The 20964-nt window shown below is 62.0% G+C and carries 15 protein-coding genes; 12 read left to right on the plus strand and 3 right to left on the minus strand.

Annotation, left to right across the window (positions count from 1 at the left end; genetic code table 11):
• From tssK to tagH, 3 genes are read right to left on the minus strand one after another with little or no spacing between them, the layout of a single operon-like run.
• Complete coding sequence (tssK, locus tag HDC32_RS19885) at window positions 1-1335, minus strand: type VI secretion system baseplate subunit TssK (RefSeq protein ID WP_131697665.1); 1335 nt, start codon at window positions 1333-1335, stop codon at window positions 1-3.
• Window positions 1336-1353: 18 nt separating this feature from the next.
• Window positions 1354-1863: a type VI secretion system lipoprotein TssJ gene (gene tssJ / locus HDC32_RS19890; RefSeq protein ID WP_131697666.1), complete on the minus strand. Its 510-nt coding sequence runs from the start codon at window positions 1861-1863 to the stop codon at window positions 1354-1356.
• Window positions 1864-1914: 51 nt separating this feature from the next.
• On the minus strand, window positions 1915-3258 hold the full coding sequence (gene tagH / locus HDC32_RS19895) for a type VI secretion system-associated FHA domain protein TagH (RefSeq protein ID WP_167655920.1): 1344 nt from the start codon (window positions 3256-3258) through the stop codon (window positions 1915-1917).
• A gap of 394 nt (window positions 3259-3652) precedes the next feature.
• Here tagH and tssA point away from each other — a divergent pair, with 394 nt between their 5' ends.
• The 12 genes from tssA to HDC32_RS19955 all read left to right on the plus strand — a co-directional run bounded on the left by tssA (window position 3653) and on the right by HDC32_RS19955 (window position 20867).
• Entirely contained in the window at window positions 3653-4672 is a 1020-nt protein-coding gene (tssA, locus tag HDC32_RS19900; protein ID WP_145337404.1) for a type VI secretion system protein TssA, read from the plus strand.
• A gap of 54 nt (window positions 4673-4726) precedes the next feature.
• Window positions 4727-5233 (plus strand): type VI secretion system contractile sheath small subunit, encoded by a 507-nt coding sequence (gene tssB, locus HDC32_RS19905; protein WP_065926732.1) that lies wholly within the window; start codon window positions 4727-4729, stop codon window positions 5231-5233.
• A gap of 2 nt (window positions 5234-5235) precedes the next feature.
• Window positions 5236-6732: a type VI secretion system contractile sheath large subunit gene (tssC, locus tag HDC32_RS19910; RefSeq protein ID WP_053127606.1), complete on the plus strand. Its 1497-nt coding sequence runs from the start codon at window positions 5236-5238 to the stop codon at window positions 6730-6732.
• A gap of 169 nt (window positions 6733-6901) precedes the next feature.
• The gene (locus tag HDC32_RS19915; RefSeq protein ID WP_015886558.1) at window positions 6902-7390 is read left to right on the plus strand and encodes a type VI secretion system tube protein Hcp; all 489 of its coding nucleotides are present in this window, start codon (window positions 6902-6904) and stop codon (window positions 7388-7390) included.
• A gap of 90 nt (window positions 7391-7480) precedes the next feature.
• Window positions 7481-7996: a type VI secretion system baseplate subunit TssE gene (gene tssE / locus HDC32_RS19920; RefSeq protein WP_027608263.1), complete on the plus strand. Its 516-nt coding sequence runs from the start codon at window positions 7481-7483 to the stop codon at window positions 7994-7996.
• Complete coding sequence (gene tssF, locus HDC32_RS19925) at window positions 7993-9852, plus strand: type VI secretion system baseplate subunit TssF (protein ID WP_065937972.1); 1860 nt, start codon at window positions 7993-7995, stop codon at window positions 9850-9852. Before tssE ends, tssF begins: the two co-directional genes overlap by 4 nt.
• Window positions 9816-10859, plus strand: coding sequence for a type VI secretion system baseplate subunit TssG (tssG, locus tag HDC32_RS19930; protein ID WP_184745213.1), 1044 nt, complete (start codon window positions 9816-9818; stop codon window positions 10857-10859). The genes tssF and tssG overlap by 37 nt, the downstream gene beginning before the upstream one ends.
• Window positions 10852-13524: a type VI secretion system ATPase TssH gene (gene tssH, locus HDC32_RS19935; protein WP_184745215.1), complete on the plus strand. Its 2673-nt coding sequence runs from the start codon at window positions 10852-10854 to the stop codon at window positions 13522-13524. The genes tssG and tssH overlap by 8 nt, the downstream gene beginning before the upstream one ends.
• Before the next feature lie 145 nt (window positions 13525-13669).
• Window positions 13670-15610 carry a type VI secretion system Vgr family protein gene (locus HDC32_RS19940; protein ID WP_131697671.1) on the plus strand — a complete coding sequence of 647 codons (1941 nt, stop codon included), beginning with the start codon at window positions 13670-13672 and terminating at the stop codon, window positions 15608-15610.
• Between the two features lie 15 nt (window positions 15611-15625).
• Window positions 15626-16060, plus strand: a complete 435-nt coding sequence (locus tag HDC32_RS19945; RefSeq protein WP_131697672.1) for a DcrB-related protein — start codon at window positions 15626-15628, stop codon at window positions 16058-16060.
• A 12-nt stretch (window positions 16061-16072) separates the two neighbouring features.
• Window positions 16073-20404, plus strand: coding sequence for an RHS repeat-associated core domain-containing protein (locus tag HDC32_RS19950; RefSeq protein WP_184745217.1), 4332 nt, complete (start codon window positions 16073-16075; stop codon window positions 20402-20404).
• Window positions 20391-20867, plus strand: coding sequence for a hypothetical protein (locus HDC32_RS19955; protein ID WP_184745219.1), 477 nt, complete (start codon window positions 20391-20393; stop codon window positions 20865-20867). Before HDC32_RS19950 ends, HDC32_RS19955 begins: the two co-directional genes overlap by 14 nt.
• Window positions 20868-20964 lie beyond the last annotated feature (97 nt).

The following is a 20964-nucleotide window of genomic DNA, read 5'->3' on the forward strand; positions in this document are numbered from 1 at the left end:
TTATCCTCGGATCGCCCAGAAGGCCAGGTTCAAGCCCGGGAACTGCCCGGCGATGTGGAAGGCAAAACCACCGGAATTGCTCAACTGTTGCCAGTGCTCGCTGCCCCGATCCAGCTCGTAGTAGGTCGAGCCTGCGTGGTACGGCAATTGGCGCGGCGCCACCGGCAACGGTACCAGGCCGATACCCGGCAGTTGCAGGTTGACCATGTCGCGGATGTGCTCCACCGCGCCGACCTTGCTCTGCTGGCCGAAGCGCGCACGCAAGGTTTCGCCGGGCACGTCGGCGCGTACCACCAGGATGAAGCTGGCGCTGTCGAGCAGGGTCTTGTCCGCCAGCATCGCCACGTGGATGCCATAGGCTTTTTCCACAATGGGAATCGGCGTGGCCTTGCTGTCGATCAGCATCGACAGCGCCTCACGCAACGCAGCCATCACCGGCGCGAAACTCAGGGCCAGGTCGTCGTGCTGGTATTGCGGGTATTCCTGGGGGCGACGGCCCGAGGTGGAGAAAGTCGAGAACTCACCGGCCAGGCTGACCAGTTCGCTGAAGAAGCGCTCCGGGTGCAGCGGGCTCAACTGGCTGAAATGCTGGATCAACGGCTGGGCGCGGTTGACCAGTTGCAGCAGCATGAAGTCGGCGATCTCCGACGCACCGCCCGCCCCCGAGGCGACCACACGGCCCGCCAGGGCTTCGCCGCGCTGGTGCAGCAGGCCCAGCAGTTCGCTGCGAAACGCGCTCAACGGTTTGCTGGCGGCCACGTCCAGCACGGGTGGGATGTAGCTGTCGTCGAGAACCAGCGCACGGTCGGCGCGCTTTTCCTTGATGCGCACCAGGCCCACGGCGGCGTAGTCACTGATGCCATCCTGGGCAGTCAGCAAGCGCAGGGCCCGGGACCCCACGGCCACCGGCGCGCGGTTTTCGAACGGGGCGTTGTCATCGCGCACTTCGCGCACCTGGCTCACGTAACGCGCGGCTTCCAGGGCTTCGCCTTCATCCACGGTGTCGCGGGCACCCGCACGCTTGAGGGGCAAGGCCAGGTAGACCAGGCCATCGCGCAGGTTGTCGTCGATGTTCAGCGGGCTGGGCGCCAGGTCATCCTGGGGGATATTGAACGGCGTGCCGTCGGGCAACAGGCCGCGCGCCGAGACAATGGCCAGCTTGCCCTGGGCCAACAGGCCCTGGTCGATCAGCAACTCGGAGAACCCCCAGGCGCCGGCGGACAACGGGCGGCTGCGGGCGTCGATCAGGTTTTCCAGGTAACGGTCATGCTGCTGGAAGTGCTGCGTTCCGATGAACATGCCTTCCGACCAGACCACGCGATTGTTCCAGGACATGGGGGCTCCGATTGCTTCTTATTGGGCAGGGCTGGATGGGGTGACCACGACGTCGGCGCGCACGGCACGTACATCGAGGCTGATCTGGTATTCGGTGTATTGGCGCGCCGGCACGTTGATCACCGTGCGCCATTGCGCGCGGTCCAGCTCGCGATAACCCACCAGCAAGCCGATCTGGCGTGTGGAGGGGTCGAGGTCGCGCTGGATGCTCAGTTGCTGGCCGGGTTGCACCATGACTTCGTCCTGGTCCAGCAGGTCCAGGCCGAGGGTCGATTGCGCACGGTCGGCCAGGGCGAAGTAATCGGAGCGGGCGAAGGTGGCGGCGTTCTTCAGTTCGAAAATGCGCACCCGCACCGGGGCGGCCTGGCCGTTGGCGCCGGGGTTAAGCCCGGCAATGGCGTGGAAATGCAACTCGACGGCGGCGGTGTCCGCTTCAGCCTCAGCGGCTGCTTCGGGTTTGGCCGCGTCCTTGCTACACGCGGTCAGCAGCAGCGCGGTGGCGGCTGCGAGTAAAAACCTGGGAATCATCCTGCGTCCTCAATGACGTACTGAGCTATCCGTTAATCCATGTGTTGCGTGTCAACGGCGCTGTCGTGCGCTGTGTTCTTCATAGGCCCGGCTGAATTCGCGGCCGAACAGGTCCTGGAAATCTTCCTGGGCCTCGCGGGAAATATTGCTGTAAAGCTCGGTGAACTGCTGCCAGTACTGGGCCTGGCGCGAGCCGGCGAACAGGTTCGACAGCCCGCCGGGCTTGCCCATGCGCTCTTCCAGTTGTGCCGGTTCAAAGCGCGTGAGCAGGTGCTTGATCGCCGCTTCCACGCCGGCCATCACCGCCAGCTGGTGGGCACGCAGATCATCAAAACTGTCGCGCACGGCGAGGTCCGGTGCCATAAACGCCTGGTTGCCGTGGCGAAGCAAAAGCAGTAACGCTTCGTCGGCATTCGGTGCGAATTTCAACGGATTGTTTTCAGCAGGCTGGATCATCGTCTGCTGCATGCGGAACTCACCCTTGAGGCTGGCGCGGGCACGCAACACGTCGATCAGGCCTTCGACCATCAGGCGATAGCTGCGGCCGATGTTTTCCATTTGCGCCTCAGCCTGGGCCTTGTCCAGGCGTAACTGGTCCAGGCCGGCACCGCGCAGGAAGGCTTGCAAGAGGTCGGGTTGTTGGCTGTCTGCCACGGGGAGCGCTGGCTCGACCACGGGTGGCGGCTGGATGATCGGTACGGGTGCAGGGGCAGGTGGCGTTGGCATTGGTGGCGCACTGGCCATCGGCGCCGGCGTGTCGCCAAACAGGTCCCAGTCTTCGGGAATCACCGAGCCCGAGACCACCGGTTTCTCAACCACGGGCACCGCCACTGGCGTGGGCGGGCGGAAGTCGTGTTGTTCGCTGGGGACGTGGTCAGCCACAGTGGGCGGCGGCACGGCGGTGGGGCTGAGGAAGTCGAACAGGTCCGGCAGCGTGTCCATCGACGAAGCGCCTTGGAACTGCGGAGCGATCACCGGCGTTGGCGCGGGTTTGCTCGCCACGGCCCCCATCAGGGCTTCAAAACTGTTCGGTGAATCACCGGCGAATGGCTGGCTGTCGACAGCCTGCATGTTGAAGTCGATACGCGCCTGGATCTCGTAATCGCCGATGCGGATCAGCTCACCGTCTTGCAAGGGTTCGCTGTTACCTCGACGCATACGAATACCGGCGTTAACCAACTCCACACCATTTGTACTGTTATCGGTTAAATAATAACGGCCATCTTTGTATTGAATAACGCAGTGTTGCGAAGAAACCAACCGCTCAGGATCAGGCAATACCCAGTCATTATCCGAGCTGCGGCCGATAGCCATCGAGCCCTGATTCATGGACTTTTCCGAGCACTGCCCGGGGGTAATCTTGTGATAACTAGTGATAGTCAAACACAGCGACATCTTGCCTCCTTGCTGATACTTCGCGCGCAGTCGACCCCAGGGACAACGATTCCCGGGAGATCCCCATCGGGTCGTGTAATCGACCGTCCAAAACCTGCTGATGCCAGCATGATCGCTGATCTTAACTGGGCTCCATGACAAAAATCCTATACCGGTGCGCCGTTCGACCCAGCAGTCGCACAGGTTGTTAAGCACCGCACATCTGTCACAGAGAGCGAATAGCTTACCTTGACAAGGCATAAGTACTACACCAAAAATGCACAACTTCTTGAATACCAGTGATGGCGCATTAGTGGCATCTTGCCTATATGACCAAGAAAACATGCAAAGTTCCTTGCGCAACTAATGCATGCATTGCCCGTTATCTAACGGGCTGATAGGGAGATCAATTTCAGTGGATGTGCCGTTGCTGCTCACCGCCGTTTCCGCAACTTCGCCCTGTGGCGAAGACATGGAATATGACGCGGATTTTCTCCAACTGGAGCGTGATGCCAAGGGCCAACCCGAGCGCAGCATGGGCGATTCGATCCTGCCCGCCGAGCCGCCGGAATGGCGCGGCATCCAGCAGCAGAGCCTCGATTTGCTGCAGCGCAGCAAAGACCTGCGCATCACCCATTTCCTGCTGCAAAGTTCCCTCGCCCTCCAGGGTGTGGCCGGGCTGGCAAACGTCCTTACGCTGATCAACGCGCTGCTGCGCGAATACTGGGCCGACCTGCACCCGCGCCTGGATGCCGACGACGATAACGACCCCACCGTCCGTATCAACGCCCTCTCCGGCCTGACCAGCGATGCGACCATTCGTCTGCTGCGCGAGAGCATTCTCACGCGCTCGCGCACCTTCGGCCCTGTGAGCCTGCGCGCCGCGTTGAATGCCAGCGGCCTGATGAGTTTCCCCGACGAACAGCTCGGCGCCCAGCAGCTCAACGCCGCGTTCCTCGACAGCGACCCCGAACAACTGCAAGCCACCCGCGACGCCTTGAGCACCGCGCGCGCTGCCTGCGAAGCCATCGAACAGCAAGTCAGCGACCAAGTGGGCTCCGCCCAAGGCGTGGACCTGAGCCTGTTGAAGCAACCGCTCAAGCAAGCGCTGCAGGTGCTCAGCCAGTGTGTTCCGAACAGCGATACCAGCAGCGAACCCGAGGCCGTCAGTGACGACAATGCCCCCTCGCTCGACTTCGCCGCTGCCCCCGCCGCACCTCGCCCCACCGGCGACATCACCAACCGTGATGACGTGCTGCGCAGCCTCGACAAGATCCTTGCGTATTACACCCGGCACGAGCCTTCGAGCCCGCTGCCGGTGTTGCTTAACCGGGCCAAGCATCTGGTGCACGCCGACTTCGCGGCCATCGTGCGCAACCTGATTCCCGATGGCATGTCCCAATTTGAAAACCTGCGCGGCCCGGACGGCGAGTAAACCGCCCGACTGTGCAGTAACAACACCGTCGCTCAAGCGACCAGGAGCAGCAACGTGGCGAAGCAAAGTTCTCAGAAATTCATCGCGCGCAACCGCGCGCCTCGAGTGCAGATCGAGTACGACGTCGAGCTCTACGGCGCCGAGAAAAAGGTCCAGCTGCCCTTCGTGATGGGTGTGATGGCCGACCTCGCCGGCAAGCCTGCCGAGCCTCTTCTGCCGGTGGCCGACCGCAAGTTCCTTGAAGTGGACGTCGACAACTTCGACTCGCGCCTCAAGGCCATGCAGCCGCGCGTGGCGTTCCACGTACCCAACGAGTTGACCGGCGAAGGCAACCTGAGCCTGGACATCACCTTCGAAAGCATGGACGACTTCAGCCCGGCCGCCGTGGCCCGCAAGGTCGACTCGCTCAAGCAACTGCTCGAAGCCCGCACCCAACTGGCCAACCTGCTGACCTACATGGACGGCAAGACTGGCGCTGAAGAAATCATCATGAAGGCGATCAAGGACCCGGCACTGCTCCAGGCACTTGCCAGCGCGCCTAAGCCTGCAGGGGACCAGTAATCATGACTGACAATACCGCCCGCGAAGGCGCCCAGAGCCTGGGTGCAACCGAGGAAACCAGCGAGTTCGCATCCTTGTTGATGCAGGAATTCAAGCCCAAGACCGAGCGTGCCCGCGAAGCCGTGGAAACCGCCGTGCGCACCTTGGCCGAACAGGCCCTGGCGCAAACCGACCTGGTGTCCAATGACGCGATCAAGTCGATCGAATCGATCATCGCCGCCATCGACGCCAAGCTCACCGCCCAGGTCAACCAGATCATCCACCACAAGGATTTCCAGCAGCTGGAAAGCGCCTGGCGTGGCCTGCACTACCTGGTCAATAACACCGAGAGCGATGAGCAGCTGAAGATTCGCGTGCTCAACATCTCCAAGCCGGACCTGCACAAGACCCTGAAGAAGTTCAAGGGCACCGCGTGGGACCAGAGCCCGATCTTCAAGAAGATGTACGAAGAAGAGTACGGCCAGTTCGGCGGCGAACCGTATGGTTGCCTGGTGGGCGACTACTACTTCGACCAGTCGCCACCGGACGTGGAACTGCTGGGCGAGCTGTCGAAAGTCTGCGCCGCCATGCACGCCCCGTTCATTGCTGCGGCGTCGCCGACCGTGATGGGTATGGGCTCGTGGCAGGAACTGTCGAACCCGCGCGACCTGACCAAGATCTTCACCACCCCGGAATACGCCGGCTGGCGCTCGCTGCGTGAATCGGAAGACTCGCGCTACATCGGCCTGACCATGCCGCGCTTCCTCGCGCGCCTGCCGTATGGCGCCAAGACCGACCCGGTGGAAGCCTTCGCCTTCGAAGAAAACACCGACGGCGCCGACAGCTCCAAGTACACCTGGGCCAACGCGGCCTATGCAATGGCAGTGAACATCAACCGTTCGTTCAAGCACTACGGCTGGTGCTCACGCATCCGTGGCGTGGAATCCGGCGGTGAAGTGGAAAACCTGCCGGCCCACACGTTCCCTACCGATGACGGTGGCGTGGACATGAAGTGCCCGACCGAAATCGCCATCAGCGACCGCCGTGAAGCGGAGCTGGCGAAGAACGGTTTCATGCCGCTGCTGCACAAGAAAAACACCGACTTCGCCGCGTTCATCGGCGCCCAGTCGTTGCAGAAACCGGCCGAATACGATGACCCGGACGCCACCGCCAACGCCAACCTGGCCGCGCGCCTGCCGTACCTGTTTGCCACCTGCCGTTTCGCTCACTACTTGAAGTGCATCGTGCGCGACAAGATCGGTTCCTTCAAAGAGAAGGACGAGATGCAGCGCTGGTTGCAGGACTGGATCCTCAACTACGTCGACGGTGACCCGGCGCACTCCACCGAAACCACCAAGGCCCAGCACCCGTTGGCTGCCGCCGAGGTGATCGTGGAAGACGTCGAAGGCAACCCGGGGTACTACAACTCCAAGTTCTACCTGCGCCCGCACTACCAGCTCGAAGGGCTGACCGTGTCGTTGCGCCTGGTATCGAAGCTGCCTTCGGCTAAAAGCGCCTAACCCACGGATGAGCTGGCTCTTCTGTGGGAGGGGGCTTGCCCCCGATAGCATCACTGGGGTGTGACGACACACCGAGGTGCCTGCATCGGGGCAAGCCCCCTCCCACACAAAAGCACTGCCCATTTGGAGTCACTCAAATTCAGTGGCAAGAGCCACACAGGGAGAAAACATGGCTGTTGATATTTTCATCAAGATCGGCGACATCAAGGGCGAGTCCATGGACAAGGCCCACAAGGACGAAATCGACGTGCTGAACTGGAGCTGGGGCATGGCCCAGTCCGGCAACATGCACGTGGGCGGTGGCGGCGGCGCGGGCAAGGTGAATATCCAGGACCTGTCGCTGACCAAGTACGTCGACAAGGCCTCGCCGAACCTGATGATGCACTGCGCCAGCGGCAAGCACATCGACAAGGTCAAGCTGACCGTGCGCAAGGCCGGTGGTGAAAGCCAGGTCGAGTACATGGTGATCAACCTGGAAGAAGTGCTGGTAACGTCCCTGAGCACCGGCGGTTCGGGCGGCGATGACCGCCTGACTGAAAACGTCACCCTGAACTTCGCCCAGGTGATGGTCGACTACCAGCCGCAGAAAGCCGACGGCACCAAAGACGGCGGCGCGATCAAGTTTGGCTGGAACATCCGTTCCAACACCAAGCGCTGATAGCCCTGGGGCCGTGGCCCTGCGCCACGGCACTACGGTCTCAAGTGCAGCCTTTTGTTCCTCTCGCAACCCGTCCGTGGAGCTGCTTTGGTGGTAACTGAAATCGCTTCCCGCGACCGTCTGCAACCGTCCCTGCTGGACCGGTTGACCGACGACGACCCAACCAATCCCAAGGAAAGCGCCGATAAACGCGTGCTGTCCCTGACCCAATTGAAAGCCTCGGTACTGCGTGACCTGGCGTGGCTGCTCAATACCACGTCGTTGCTCGATGCCGATGCCACGCTGCACACACAGGCAGGCACCTCGGTGGTCAATTACGGCCTGCCGGCGCTGGCGGGCAACAGCGTTTCCAGCGTCGACATCAAGGCCCTGGAAGCCCTGATCTACCAGGCGATTGCCACTTTTGAACCGCGCATCCTGCGCCATACCCTGCGGGTGAAGGCCCGCGTCGGTCATGGCGAGATGAACCACAACGCCCTCAGTTTCGAGATCGAAGGCGACCTGTGGGCACAGCCGGTGCCCTTGCGCCTATTGCTGCAAACCGACCTGGACCTGGAGTCCGGCCACGTGCGCGTGGTCAACGCCGACCAGCGGAGACGCCCATGAACCCGCGCCTGCTGGAGCTGTACAACCAGGAACTGCACCACGTGCGCGAAAGCGCCGCCGAGTTCGCCAAGGAATACCCGAAGATTGCCAGTCGGCTGACCCTGTCCGGTATGGACTGCGCCGACCCGTACGTCGAACGCCTGCTCGAAGGCTTTGCCTACCTCACGGCCCGCGTGCAGCTCAAACTCGACGCCGAGTACCCGACCTTCACCCACAACCTGCTGGAAATCGCCTACCCGCACTACCTGGCGCCGACGCCGTCGATGACCGTGGTGCAATTGCACACCGACCCCGACGAAGGTTCCCTGGCCAGCGGCTTCCCGCTGCCGCGCGACACCGTGTTGCGCGCCGCCCTGGGCCGCGAAACCCAGACCTGCTGCGAGTACCGCACCGCGCACCCGGTGACGCTGTGGCCGTTGCAGGTCAGCAACGCCGAGTACTTCGGCAACCCCGCAGCCGTGCTCGGGCGCCTGGCCGCCAGTGAGCCGAAAGCCAAGGCCGGCCTGCGCCTGACCCTGCGCACCGGCGCCGAATTGCCGTTCAACAGCCTCGACCTGGACAACCTGCCGCTGTACCTCAGCGGTGCCGACGAGCAGCCGTTCCGCCTCTACGAACAACTACTGGGCAACGCCTGCGCGGTGTTTGCGCGCAAGCCCGGTGGCGATTGGGTTGAGCGCCTGCCGCAGGATGCGCTGCGCTCGCGGGGTTTCGACGACGCCGATGCGGCCATGCCGGTCGTCGCGCGAGCCTTCCAGGGCTATCGCCTGTTGCAGGAATACTTCGCCCTGCCCCACCGCTTCCTGTTCGTCGAATTCGCCGAGCTGAGCCGTGCGGTCAAGCGTTGCGACGGCCAGGAGCTGGAGCTGATCGTGCTGTTCGACCGTCACGAGCCGAGCCTGGAAGGCAGCGTCGGCGCAGCGCAGTTTTTGCCGTTCTGCACCCCGGCGATCAACCTGTTCCCGAAGCGCGTGGACCGCATCCACTTGTCCGATCGGGTCAACGAACACCATGTGATCGCCGACCGCACACGGCCAATGGATTTCGAGATTCACTCGCTGAGCGGCATCACCGGCCACGGCACCGGGCCAGAGCAGCCATTTTTGCCGTTCTACGCGGTACGCGATCCATCCCGTTATGGCCGCGACCAGGCGTACTACACCGTGCGCCGCGAGCCACGGGTGCTGTCCAGCGACCAGCGCCGCAACGGCCCGCGCTCCACCTATGTGGGCAGCGAAACCTTTGTCAGCCTGGTCGACAGCCGCCAGGCGCCATATCGCCACGACCTGCGCCAACTCGGCGTGACCGCGCTGTGCACCAACCGCGACCTGCCGTTGTTCATGAGCGTGGGCAACGGCAAGACCGACTTCACCCTGGCCGACAGCGCGCCGGTGTTATCCGTGCGTTGCGTCGCCGGGCCAAGCCGCCCACGCGCCAGCCATGCCCATGACGCCAAGGCCTGGCGCCTGATCAGCCAGTTGTCGCTCAACTATTTGTCCCTGAGTGAACAAGGCCAGGGCGCGGCGGCATTGCGCGAACTGCTGCGTCTGTATGGGGACAGCAATGACGCGGCGCTGCAATTGCAGATCGAAGGCTTGCGCGACGTCAGCAGCAAGGCCGTCACCCGGCGCCTGCCGATGCCCGGCCCGATTGTGTTTGGGCGTGGCCTGGAAATTACCCTGGAATTCGATGAAAACGCGTTTCGCGGCACCGGCGTGTTCCTGCTCGGTGCGGTGCTGGAACGCTTCCTGGCACGCTACGTGTCGATCAACAGTTTTACCGAGACGGTGATCCGTACCACCGAACGCGGCGAGATCATGCGATGGAAAGCCAAACCCGGGCGTCGTCCGACGCTGTGAGTACGTTGGATGCGATGCATCAGGAGCCCTGGGAATACGATTTCTTCCAGGCGTTGCGGCGTATCGAGTGCGAATCGCCCGAGCTGCCGCGCCTGGGCCATTCCCTGCGCCTGGCGGATGACCCGTTGCGCCTGGGGCAACAGGCCGATTGCACCTTCGCCCCGGCGACCCTGGCCTCGGTCGACCCCGGCGGCGACGGCAAACCGGCACGGCTGGAACAGTTCTTCTTCGGCCTTGGTGGCCCCAACGGTCCGTTGCCGCTGCATATCACCGAGTACGTACGCGAGCGTCAGCGCAACAACGCCGACAGTACCAGCAAGCAGTTCCTGGACGTGTTCCACCACCGTCTGCTGAGCCTGTTTTACCGGGCCTGGGCCGAGGCGCGGCCGACGGTCAGCCACGACCGCCCGGACGATGACTACTGGTCTGCACGCCTCGCCGCCTTGAGTGGCCGGGGCATGCCGAGCCTGCTTAACCAGGGATTGATCCCTGACACGGCGAAGCTGCACTACAGCGGCCACCTGTCGGCGCAAACCCGCTACCCGGACGGTTTAAAGGCGATCCTCGGCGAGTATTTCGGCCTGCCGGTGGAGATCGAAGAATACGTCGGCCAATGGCTGGAACTGCCCGAGCGCAGCCGCGTGGGCGTGAGCGCCAACCAGCTGGGCGTGGACTTCTGCCTGGGCAGCCACGTGTGGGACCGCCAGCATAAATTCCGCATCCGCCTGGGCCCGCTCAAGCTGGACGACTACATGGGCATGCTGCCCGGCAGCCAGCCGTTCAACGAGCTGGTGGCGTGGGTGGCCGAGTACCTGGGCCATGAATTGGACTGGGACTTGAACCTGGTTCTGCAACAACCCGAAGTACCGGCGCTGCAACTCAATGGCCAGTTCCGCCTGGGCTTCAACACCTGGCTCGGCTGCCCTGCGGTTGATGCCAACGACCTAATCCTGGCCCGGCATTACGCCGATCAAGCCACCACCTCAAGGAATCCAGAGCATGGGTGAAATCAGTCGCGCCGCACTGTTCGGCAAACTCAACAGCGTGGCCTACAAGGCCATCGAAGCCGCCACCGTGTTCTGCAAGCTGCGGGGCAACCCGTACGTGGAACTGGCCCACTGGTTTCACCAGTTGCTCCAACTGCAGGACTCGGACCTGCACCGCATCATCCGCCAGTTCAACGTCGAGCCGGCGCGCCTGGCCCGTGACCTCACCGAAGCCCTGGACCGCCTGCCGCGTGGCTCGACGTCGATCACCGACCTGTCGTCCCACGTGGAAGAAGCCGTGGAACGCGGCTGGGTGTACGGCAGCCTGATGTTCGGCGAAAGCCAGGTGCGCACCGGTTACCTGGTGCTGGGCATCCTCAAGACGCCAAGCCTGCGCCATGCGCTGCTGGGGTTGTCTTCGGAATTCGACAAGATCAAGGCCGAAGCCCTGAGCGAGCGTTTTGACGAATACGTCGGCGACTCGCCGGAAAACGCCCTGACTGCCAGCGACGGTTTCAATGCCGGCGCCGTGCCGGGTGAAGCCAGCGGCGCGATGGCGCCGAGTGCGATGGGCAAACAGGAAGCCCTCAAGCGTTTCACCGTCGATCTGACCGAACAAGCACGCAGCGGCAAGCTCGATCCGATCGTGGGCCGTGACGAAGAGATTCGCCAACTGGTGGATATCCTCATGCGCCGGCGCCAGAACAACCCGATCCTTACCGGTGAAGCCGGCGTCGGCAAAACTGCCGTTGTCGAAGGCTTCGCCCTGCGCATCGTCGCCGGTGATGTGCCGCCGGCGCTCAAAGACGTGGAACTGCGCAGCCTTGATGTCGGCCTGCTGCAAGCCGGCGCGAGCATGAAAGGCGAGTTCGAACAGCGCCTGCGCCAGGTCATCGAAGACGTCCAGGCCTCGCCCAAGCCGATCATTCTGTTTATCGACGAAGCCCACACCCTGGTGGGTGCCGGTGGCACTGCCGGTACCGGTGATGCGGCCAACCTGCTCAAACCTGCCCTGGCCCGTGGCACCCTGCGTACCGTGGCCGCGACTACCTGGGCCGAGTACAAAAAGCACATCGAGAAAGACCCGGCCCTGACCCGCCGCTTCCAGGTGGTACAAGTGGCCGAGCCGTCGGAAGACAAAGCGCTGTTGATGATGCGCGGCGTGGCCTCGACCATGGAGAAACACCACCAGGTGCAGATCCTCGACGAAGCCCTGGAAGCCTCGGTGAAGCTGTCCCATCGCTATATCCCGGCGCGCCAGTTGCCGGATAAATCCGTGAGCCTGCTGGACACCGCCTGCGCCCGCGTCGCCATCAGCCTGCACGCGGTGCCGGCCGAAGTGGACGACAGCCGCCGCCGCATCGAAGCCCTGGAAACCGAGCTGCAAATCATCGCCCGCGAGCATGCGATCGGTATTGCCATTGGCGCTCGCCAGAGCAACAGCGAAGCCCTGTTAAGCGCCGAGCGTGAGCGCCTGGCGACCCTGGAAAGCCGCTGGGCCGAAGAGAAAACCCTGGTGGATGAGTTGCTCGCCACCCGTGCAACCCTGCGCGAAAAGGCCGGGGTTGTGGACAGCGATGCAGGTAACAACCAGAGCGATGAATTGCGTGCGCAACTGGTCGACCTGCAACAACGCCTCACTGCGCTGCAAGGCGAAACCCCGCTGATCCTGCCGACCGTGGATTATCAGGCCGTGGCCTCGGTGGTCGCCGACTGGACCGGTATCCCGGTGGGCCGCATGGCCCGCAACGAACTGGAAACCGTGCTCAACCTCGACCAGCACCTGAAGAAGCGCATCATCGGCCAGGACCACGCCCTGCAGATGATCGCCAAGCGCATCCAGACCTCCCGCGCCGGCCTCGACAACCCGAGCAAGCCGATTGGCGTGTTCATGCTGGCCGGCACCTCCGGCGTGGGCAAGACCGAAACCGCCCTGGCCCTGGCCGAAGCCATGTACGGCGGTGAGCAGAACGTGATCACCATCAACATGAGCGAATTCCAGGAAGCCCACACGGTGTCCACCCTCAAGGGCGCGCCACCGGGCTATATCGGCTACGGCGAAGGCGGCGTGCTGACCGAAGCGGTGCGGCGCAAACCCTACAGCGTGGTGCTGCTGGACGAGGTGGAAAAAGCCCACCCGGACGTGCATGAGATCTTCTTCCAAGTGTTCGACAAGGGCGTGATGGAAGACGGTGAAGGCCGGGTGATCGACTTCAAGAACACCTTGATCCTGCTGACCACCAACGCCGGTACCGAGCTGATTTCCCAGGTCTGCAAGGACCCGGCGAACATCCCCGAGCCCGAGGAAATCGCCAAGGCCCTGCGCCAGCCGCTGCTGGAGATCTTCCCGCCGGCCCTGCTTGGCCGCCTGGTGACCATTCCGTACTACCCGCTGAGCGACGAGATGCTCAAGGCGATCACCCGCCTGCAACTCAACCGCATCAAGAAGCGCGTGGAGAATACGCACAAGGTCGCCTTCGACTACGACGACGCGGTGGTCGACCTGATCGTCTCGCGCTGCACCGAAACCGAAAGCGGCGGGCGCATGATCGACACCATTCTCACCAACAGCCTGCTGCCGGACATGAGCCGTGAATTCCTCACGCGCATGCTCGAAGGCAAGGCATTGGCGGGTGTGCGGATCAGTAGCCGGGATAATGAATTGCACTATCAGTTCAACGATTGACCTGAAGAAACACAATCTAAATGTGGGAGGGGCTTGCCCCCGATGGCGGTGAATCAGTCACCAATGCATCACCTGACACACTGCTATCGGGGGCGAGCCCCCTCCCACATTTGGACTGGGTTCCTTCAGTTATTAGGGTACTTCGATGTTATTCAACCAAGCCTCACGCCTGGCCAAGATCACCAGCCCCCTCGGGCCGGATGTGCTGCTGCTCAATGAAATGGGCGGCGGCGAAGAGCTGGGCCGCCTGTTCAACTATGAGCTGCAACTGACGTCCCTGGACGCCAACATCGACCTCAACCAGCTGCTGGGCAAGCCGATGAGCGTGGGCCTGCAACTGGCGGACGGCGGCGAGCGGCATTTCCACGGCATCGTCGCGCGCTGCAGCCAGAACATCGACCAGGGCCAGTTCGCCAGTTACCAAGTGACGCTGCGCCCATGGCTGTGGCTGCTGAGCCGTACGTCCGACTGCCGGATTTTCCAGAACCTGAGCATCCCGCAGATCATCAAGCAGGTGTTCCGCGACCTGGGGTTCTCCGACTTCGAAGACGCCCTGAGCCGGCCGTATCGCGAGTGGGAATACTGCGTGCAGTACCGCGAGACCAGCTTCGATTTCGTCAGCCGCTTGATGGAGCAGGAAGGTATCTACTACTTCTTTCGCCATGAACAGGACCGCCATGTGCTGGTGCTGGCCGACGCCTATGGCGCCCACACCACGGTGCCGGGCTATGCGTCGATCCCGTATTACCCCAAGGACGAGCAGCAGCGCGAACGCGACCACATGCACAACTGGCACCTGGCGCAGGAGGTTCAGCCGGGTTCGCTGGAGCTTAACGACTACGACTTCCAGCGCCCCAGCGCCAGCATCGACGTGCGTTCGGCCATGCCGCGCCCGCACACCGCCGGCGACTACCCGCTGTACGACTACCCCGGCACCTACGTGCAAAGCGCCGACGGCGAACACTACGCGCGCACCCGCATCGAAGCCCTGCAAACCCTGCATGAACAAATCGAATTCAGCGGCAACGCCCGCGGCCTCGGCTCCGGCCACCTGTTCAGCCTCACCGGCTTCAGCCGCCAGGACCAGAACCGCGAATACCTGATCGTCGGCTGCCGCTACTACATCGTCCAGGAAAGCCTGGAAAGCGGTGGTGGCTCAGGCTCGGCGCAGTTCGAAAGCAGCCTGACCTGCATTGACGCCCAGCAGAGCTTCCGCCCGCTCGCCACCACCCACCGGCCCATCGTCAAAGGCCCGCAAACCGCGCTGGTGGTCGGTCCCAAAGGCGAGGAAATCTGGACCGACCAATACGGCCGCGTGAAGGTGCACTTCTACTGGGACCGCCACGACCAATCCAACGAAAACAGCTCGTGCTGGATCCGCGTGTCGCAATCCTGGGCCGGCAAGAACTGGGGCTCGATGCAGATTCCACGGATTGGCCAGGAAGTGATTGTGAGCTTTCTTGAAGGTGATCCGGACCGCCCGATCATCACGGGACGGGTGTACAACGCCGAGCAGACGGTACCGTACGACCTGCCGGAAAACGCAACCCAGAGCGGCATGAAGAGTCGCTCGAGCAAGGGCGGCACGCCGGCCAACTTCAATGAAATCCGCATGGAGGACAAGAAGGGGTTGGAGCAGTTGTATATCCATGCCGAGCGTAACCAGGACGTTGTTGTCGAGGTAGACGAAAGTCACTCCGTCGGGCACGACCGCAATAAAAGTATCGGCCATAACGAGACGGTGACCATCGGCAACAACCGCCTGCGCATCGTCAAGCAGGAAGACATCCTCTCGGTGGGCCAGAGAAAGACCGACAGCATCAGCCAGAGCTACGTCATCGAAGTGGGCGAAAACCTGCGCCTGGTCTGCGGCGAAAGCATCCTGGAGTTGAATGCCAGCGGGCAGATCAACCTCACCGGCGTGAACATCAGCTTCTATGCCAGCGGCGATGCCGAGTTCAATACCAAGGGCGTGCTGCACCTCAATAACGGCGGCGGCCCTGGAGCCACGCCCGATGGACAGGGCCAGAAAGCCAGCATCGACGCCAATATCAAAGCCGCGTTCCCCGCGCCGAAAAGCTCCTGACGAGACCCGTTTGCCATGACGTACCGAATCAACGAATTCCAGTTCCAACTGCCGGCGAGCGAGCTGCAGGACGCGACGATCAATATCCTCAAATTCCCTGAGCTGGGCACATCCCTGATCGTCAGCCGCAGCCTGCTGGCCGACGGCGAAACCTTGCACAGCAACTTCAACGACCAACTCCAGCGCCTGGAAAAACAGGTGCAGGACTTGCGCTACCAACCGGGTGTCGATGTGCGCTTGGGCGCCGCGCAAGAGGTGGAAGGCATCGAGCTGCGCAGCCAGTTCAACAAGGGCAATGACAAGGTGTTCCAGTATCAGCTGGCCTTGGTGATACCGGGCACACGCAAGATGCTCGCGTTGAGTTATGTGAAGGCGGATAAGCTGGGGGATGCCGAGGCGGCGCATTGGGCCTTGATCAAAAACTCGCTGTCGTTTGACGCTATTTCCTGATGAGTTGCCTGCATGTCTGACGCGTTATGGGCAGCCCGGATGGGCGATGCGCTCTCCCACACCTCGATGATGGCCGACATCCTTGGCGGTGTGCTGGAGGTAGCGGCCAATATCGCTATCACCGCCGTGGCGACTGCGGCGGTAGTTGCCGCCACCGGAATTACCGTGGCCACCGGCGGGCTCGGCTGTTTCCTGCTGGGCGCGGTGGTGGGCACGATTGTCGGCCTGGCCATGAGCAAGACCGGCGCGGACAAAGGTCTGACGAATTTATGCGATAGTTTCAGCAATGCGCTGTTCCCGCCCACGGTGCAGGCGAACATTCTCACGGGCTCCACCGACACCCTCACCAACAACATCCCCGCCGCCCGTGCCGCCGGGGCGATCAGTTCCCACGTCGCGCCGGCCGGCACCGAGCTGGAAGAACCCGAGCCTGAGCCGGAAGCCAGCTACCTAGACATGGCCGAGAGTTTCTTCTCGCAGATGTGGCGCCCTACGGTAGCCACGCCTGCGCCTGGCGCCGAACCCAAGCCGCTGGATCTGGTCACGTGCATGAAGCACCCGCCGATGCCGCCGCAGTTTCTGGCCGAGGGCTCGGACAAGGTCACGATCAACGGCCAGCCAGCGGTGCGCAGCGGTGATCGCAGTACGTGCGATGCGACCGTGGTGTCGTCCGGATTGATTTCATCGAACGTGACCATCGGCGGCGGGTCGGTGGTGGTGCGTGAGATTCGCAGCGGCAAGACACCGGGCGTCGGGCTGGCGGTGACGGCGTTGTTGATGCTCAAGGGCGGTAAGGGCAAGTTCTTCAGCAAGCTACCGTGCATGTTGATCGGTGGCGCAACCTCGATGGCCGTGAGCAGTGCGATGGGGGCGATGGCCAATGCGGCCATGGGCTCGTCGAACCCGGTGCATGCGGCCACCGGCGCCAAGGTGTTGGGCGGCGATGATGAGCTGGATTTCGTACTGCCCGGCATCCTGCCGATTGATTGGCAGCGTTTCTACAACAGCCGTGACGAACGCACAGGCGGTTTGTTCGGTGCGGGTTGGAGCGTGCCGTATGAGGTGTGCGTCGAAATTCGTCCCCATCCCGAGGGGGGCGAAATGCTGATCTACACCGATGAACAGGGCCGGCCTATCGACATGGGCAGTATTCCCCTGGGCGGCGCGGTGTTCAGCGCCGGTGAAGGGCTGGCCGTGCGCCGACACCTCAACGGGCAGTTGCTGATCGAAAGCGATGATGGTCTGTATCGCTTATTTGAGCCTTCCGCCAACCCGGCGTTGCTGCGCCTCAGCCAGCTCGGCGACCGCAACGACAACCGCATCCATCTTGATTACGACGAAGCCGGGCGACTGATCCGGCTGCGCGATACGTTCGACCTGGTGCAAGTGGAGTTGATCCGCGATCAAGGCCACGTGGTGCGGCTCGAACGGCTGTACCCCGATCTGCGCCGCGAAGTACTGGTCAGCTACGGCTACGACGCTAGCGGCAACCTGGCTGAGGTCCGCGATGCCACCGGCCAGGTGCAGCGGCGCTTCAGCTACGATGCTGGCCGGCGCATGGGGGAGCACCAGCTACCGACCGGGTTGCGCTGTTTCTATGAGTGGGCCTTGGTTGAAAACGCGGAATGGCGTGTGGTCCGGCACTGGACCGACGAAGGCGACGCCTACCAGTTCGACTATGACTTGCAGGCCGGTGTCACGCGGATTACCGACGGCTTGCAACGCGTCAGTACCCGCCACTGGAACACCCAGCACCAAATCGTTCGGTACAGCGACAACCTCGGGCAAACCTGGCTGTTCGAGTGGAACAACGAGCGCCAATTGCTCAGTGCCACCGATCCGCAGGGTGGTCGCTTTGAATACAGCTACGATGAAGCCGGCAACCTGATCGGCGAAACCGACCCGCTGGGCCGCAGCGACTCGACCTTGTGGCTTGAGCACTGGGCACTCCCGCTGGTGGAGACCGACGCCGCCGACAATAGCTGGGCGTATCGCTACGATCAGCGCGGCAACTGCATCGCCGAAACCGATCCGCTGGGCTATGTCACCCGCTATCGCTATGACGATCACGGCCAGCCCGTAGAAATCATCGACGCCACCGGCAAAAGCAAGACGCTGCGCTGGAACCCGTTCGGGCAGTTGATCGAGCACGTGGATTGCTCCGGCTATCCAACGCGCTTCAGCTACGACGAACGCGGCAATTTGCAGGTCATCACCGACGCCCTCGGCGAGCGCACCCTGTTCAGCTATGACGCCCAGGGGCGCCTGCTCAGCAGCCAATTGCCGGATGGGCGCACCGAGCAGTACCAGCGCGATACCAGCGGCCAACTGGTGGGTTACACCGATCCGGCCGGTCATACCACCCTGTACCAACACAACCGTCGCGGCCAGGTACGCCAGCGCATCGACGCCCATGGTCGGCAGGTGCAGTTCGGCTATGACAGCTATGGGCGCCTGCAAGCGCTGATCAACGAAAACGGCGAGCGTTATCGGTTTGCCTGGGACGCCGGGGACCGACTGACCGAGCAGCAGGACCTGGATGGCAGCGCCAAGTGCTACCACTACGATCCGCTGGACAATGTGATTGCGGTGACCGCTGTTCCGGCTCCGTATGGCAGCGGCTTGGCCGTCGTCCCCGAGACACCGCCCGCGCCCATCGTGCATCGATTGGAGCGCGACGCGGTTGGCCGCCTGATCGCCAAGACCACCGACGATGGCAGCACCGATTACAGCTACGACTCCGTGGACCAGCTGACCGCGGTGACGTTCACCGACCTGCAAGGCAATACCCAGGCCCTAAGTTTCGCCTATGACGCCCTTGGCCAGTTACTCGCCGAACAGAGCTCGGCGGGCAGCCTGCACCACCACTACGACGAACTCGGCAACCTGATCCAGACCCAACTGCCCGACGGCCGCTGGCTCAACCGCCTGTACTACGGCAGCGGCCACCTGCACCAGATCAACCTCGACGGCCAGGTGATCAGCGACTTCGAACGCGACCGCCTCCACCGCGAAGTGCTGCGCACCCAAGGCCAGCTCAGCACCCGCAGCGAATACGACCGCAGCGGCCGTCTGCGCGCACGTCAACGTCGCCTGGCGAGCCAACCGTCGCTGCTACCGGCAGCCGCACAGAAACAATTCGAATACGACCCCGCCGACAACCTGATCGGCAAACTCGACCAGCAACCCGCCACGCAACACCGTCAGTTACTGCACTACGACGCCACCGGCCGCATCATCGCCAGCCAGGACAACCTGCACGGCCAACGCGAAACCTTCGCCTACGACGCCGCCGCCAACCTGCTGGACGGCCCGCAGGCGGGTGCCGGGTTGGTGGTACATAACAAGCTGCTGACTTATCAAGACAAGCGTTATCGCTATGACGCCTTTGGCCGCACAATCGAAAAACGCAGCACCGCGCGCGGCCTGCAACGCTTTGCCTACGACGCCGAAAGCCGTCTGATCGAAATACGCAATGAAAACGGCAGCGTGGTCAGGATGACTTACGACCCGCTGGGCCGACGCATCGCGAAAACCGAGCACGGCGGTGACGGGTATCCGCTGGGGGAAACGCGTTTTGTGTGGGATGGCCTGCGGTTGTTGCAGGAGCATAGACACAGTCAGACCAGTCTTTACATCTACCAAGACGAAGGCTACGAGCCTATTGCCCGTGTTGACGGCACCGGGCCTCTGCAAAAAATCCGCTATTACCACAACGACCTGAACGGCTTGCCGGAACAACTCACCGAAGCGGATGGACACACGGTTTGGCAGGCGACATATCGGGTGTGGGGCAACACACTGGAAGAGGTGCGCGAGCCTTATTACATTGAAGAGCAGAACCTGCGGTTTCAGGGGCAGTATCTGGATCGGGAGATTGGGCTGCACTACAACACGTTCCGGTTTTATGATCCGGATGTGGGGCGGTTTACTACGCCGGATCCGATTGGGTTGGCGGGGGGGTTGAATCTTTATCAATATGCGCCGAATCCCTTTACTTGGATTGATCCATGGGGTCTTAAGACCTGCTATCACAAAAGAACGAAGGCGCAAATCAAGAAAATTCGGGCTAACTTTGGCAAAAAAGGCGGGGCCAAAGAAAAATACCTGAAAAAGCTCGCTAAAGACCCCAACTCAATTCAGAAATATGGTCAGGCCGGTGTAGATAGAATGAAAAAAGGTCAAGTTCCAGAAGGCTTTGACGTGCACCATAAGAAGCCGATATTTCGTGGCGGTAATAACCGCCAAAGCAACTTGGTGCTCATGGACAAGGCTTACCATAAAGCGAATAGCAAGGCCTTACATTGGTACCCAGAGGGAGAGAACCCATATGGACTCAATTAAAAATGCACGCTGTCAGATTTGCGACAAAACTTTTGAGCTCGACGCACAGCAGCATAAACTTATCGCGCCTATGATCGCGAAGGGCCAACGCTTCATCATGATCGAGTGCCCATGTTGCGGTTCCTCTACTCAGTACGTTAAAGCTGAAGAGTTTTTACCCCCCCGAACCGATGTTCAGAATTATCGATGCCCTGTTACTCAATGCGCAGGCTGGGTCGATTTTATAGATGAACCGACTCGCCCTTTCTGGGGTTGCGGTGAGTGCGGGAGTGTCTGGTATGAAGAGAAAAACTTGCAAAAAGAAATCACCTCCATTATCGCCCTGTACCCTTATAGAGCCAGCAGTTACAAACAAATGAATGGAAAATGGGCTCCGGGAGACCTACGTTCAGAAGCTGCAAATTACGAAGAGCTTGTAGAGAAAGAACCCGCTGATGATCATGACGCGTTAGTCAGGGGGTAAAGGATTAACGCCAGACAGCCTAGACTACTGTTGTCTTCCGCCCCACAAAAAATGGGCACCAAACCCATCGGCGTGCCCATTTTCCTACTGCCCCGCC

The organism is Pseudomonas sp. JAI120, from assembly GCF_014207255.1.
In the GTDB taxonomy this organism is placed as follows: Bacteria; Pseudomonadota; Gammaproteobacteria; order Pseudomonadales; family Pseudomonadaceae; genus Aquipseudomonas.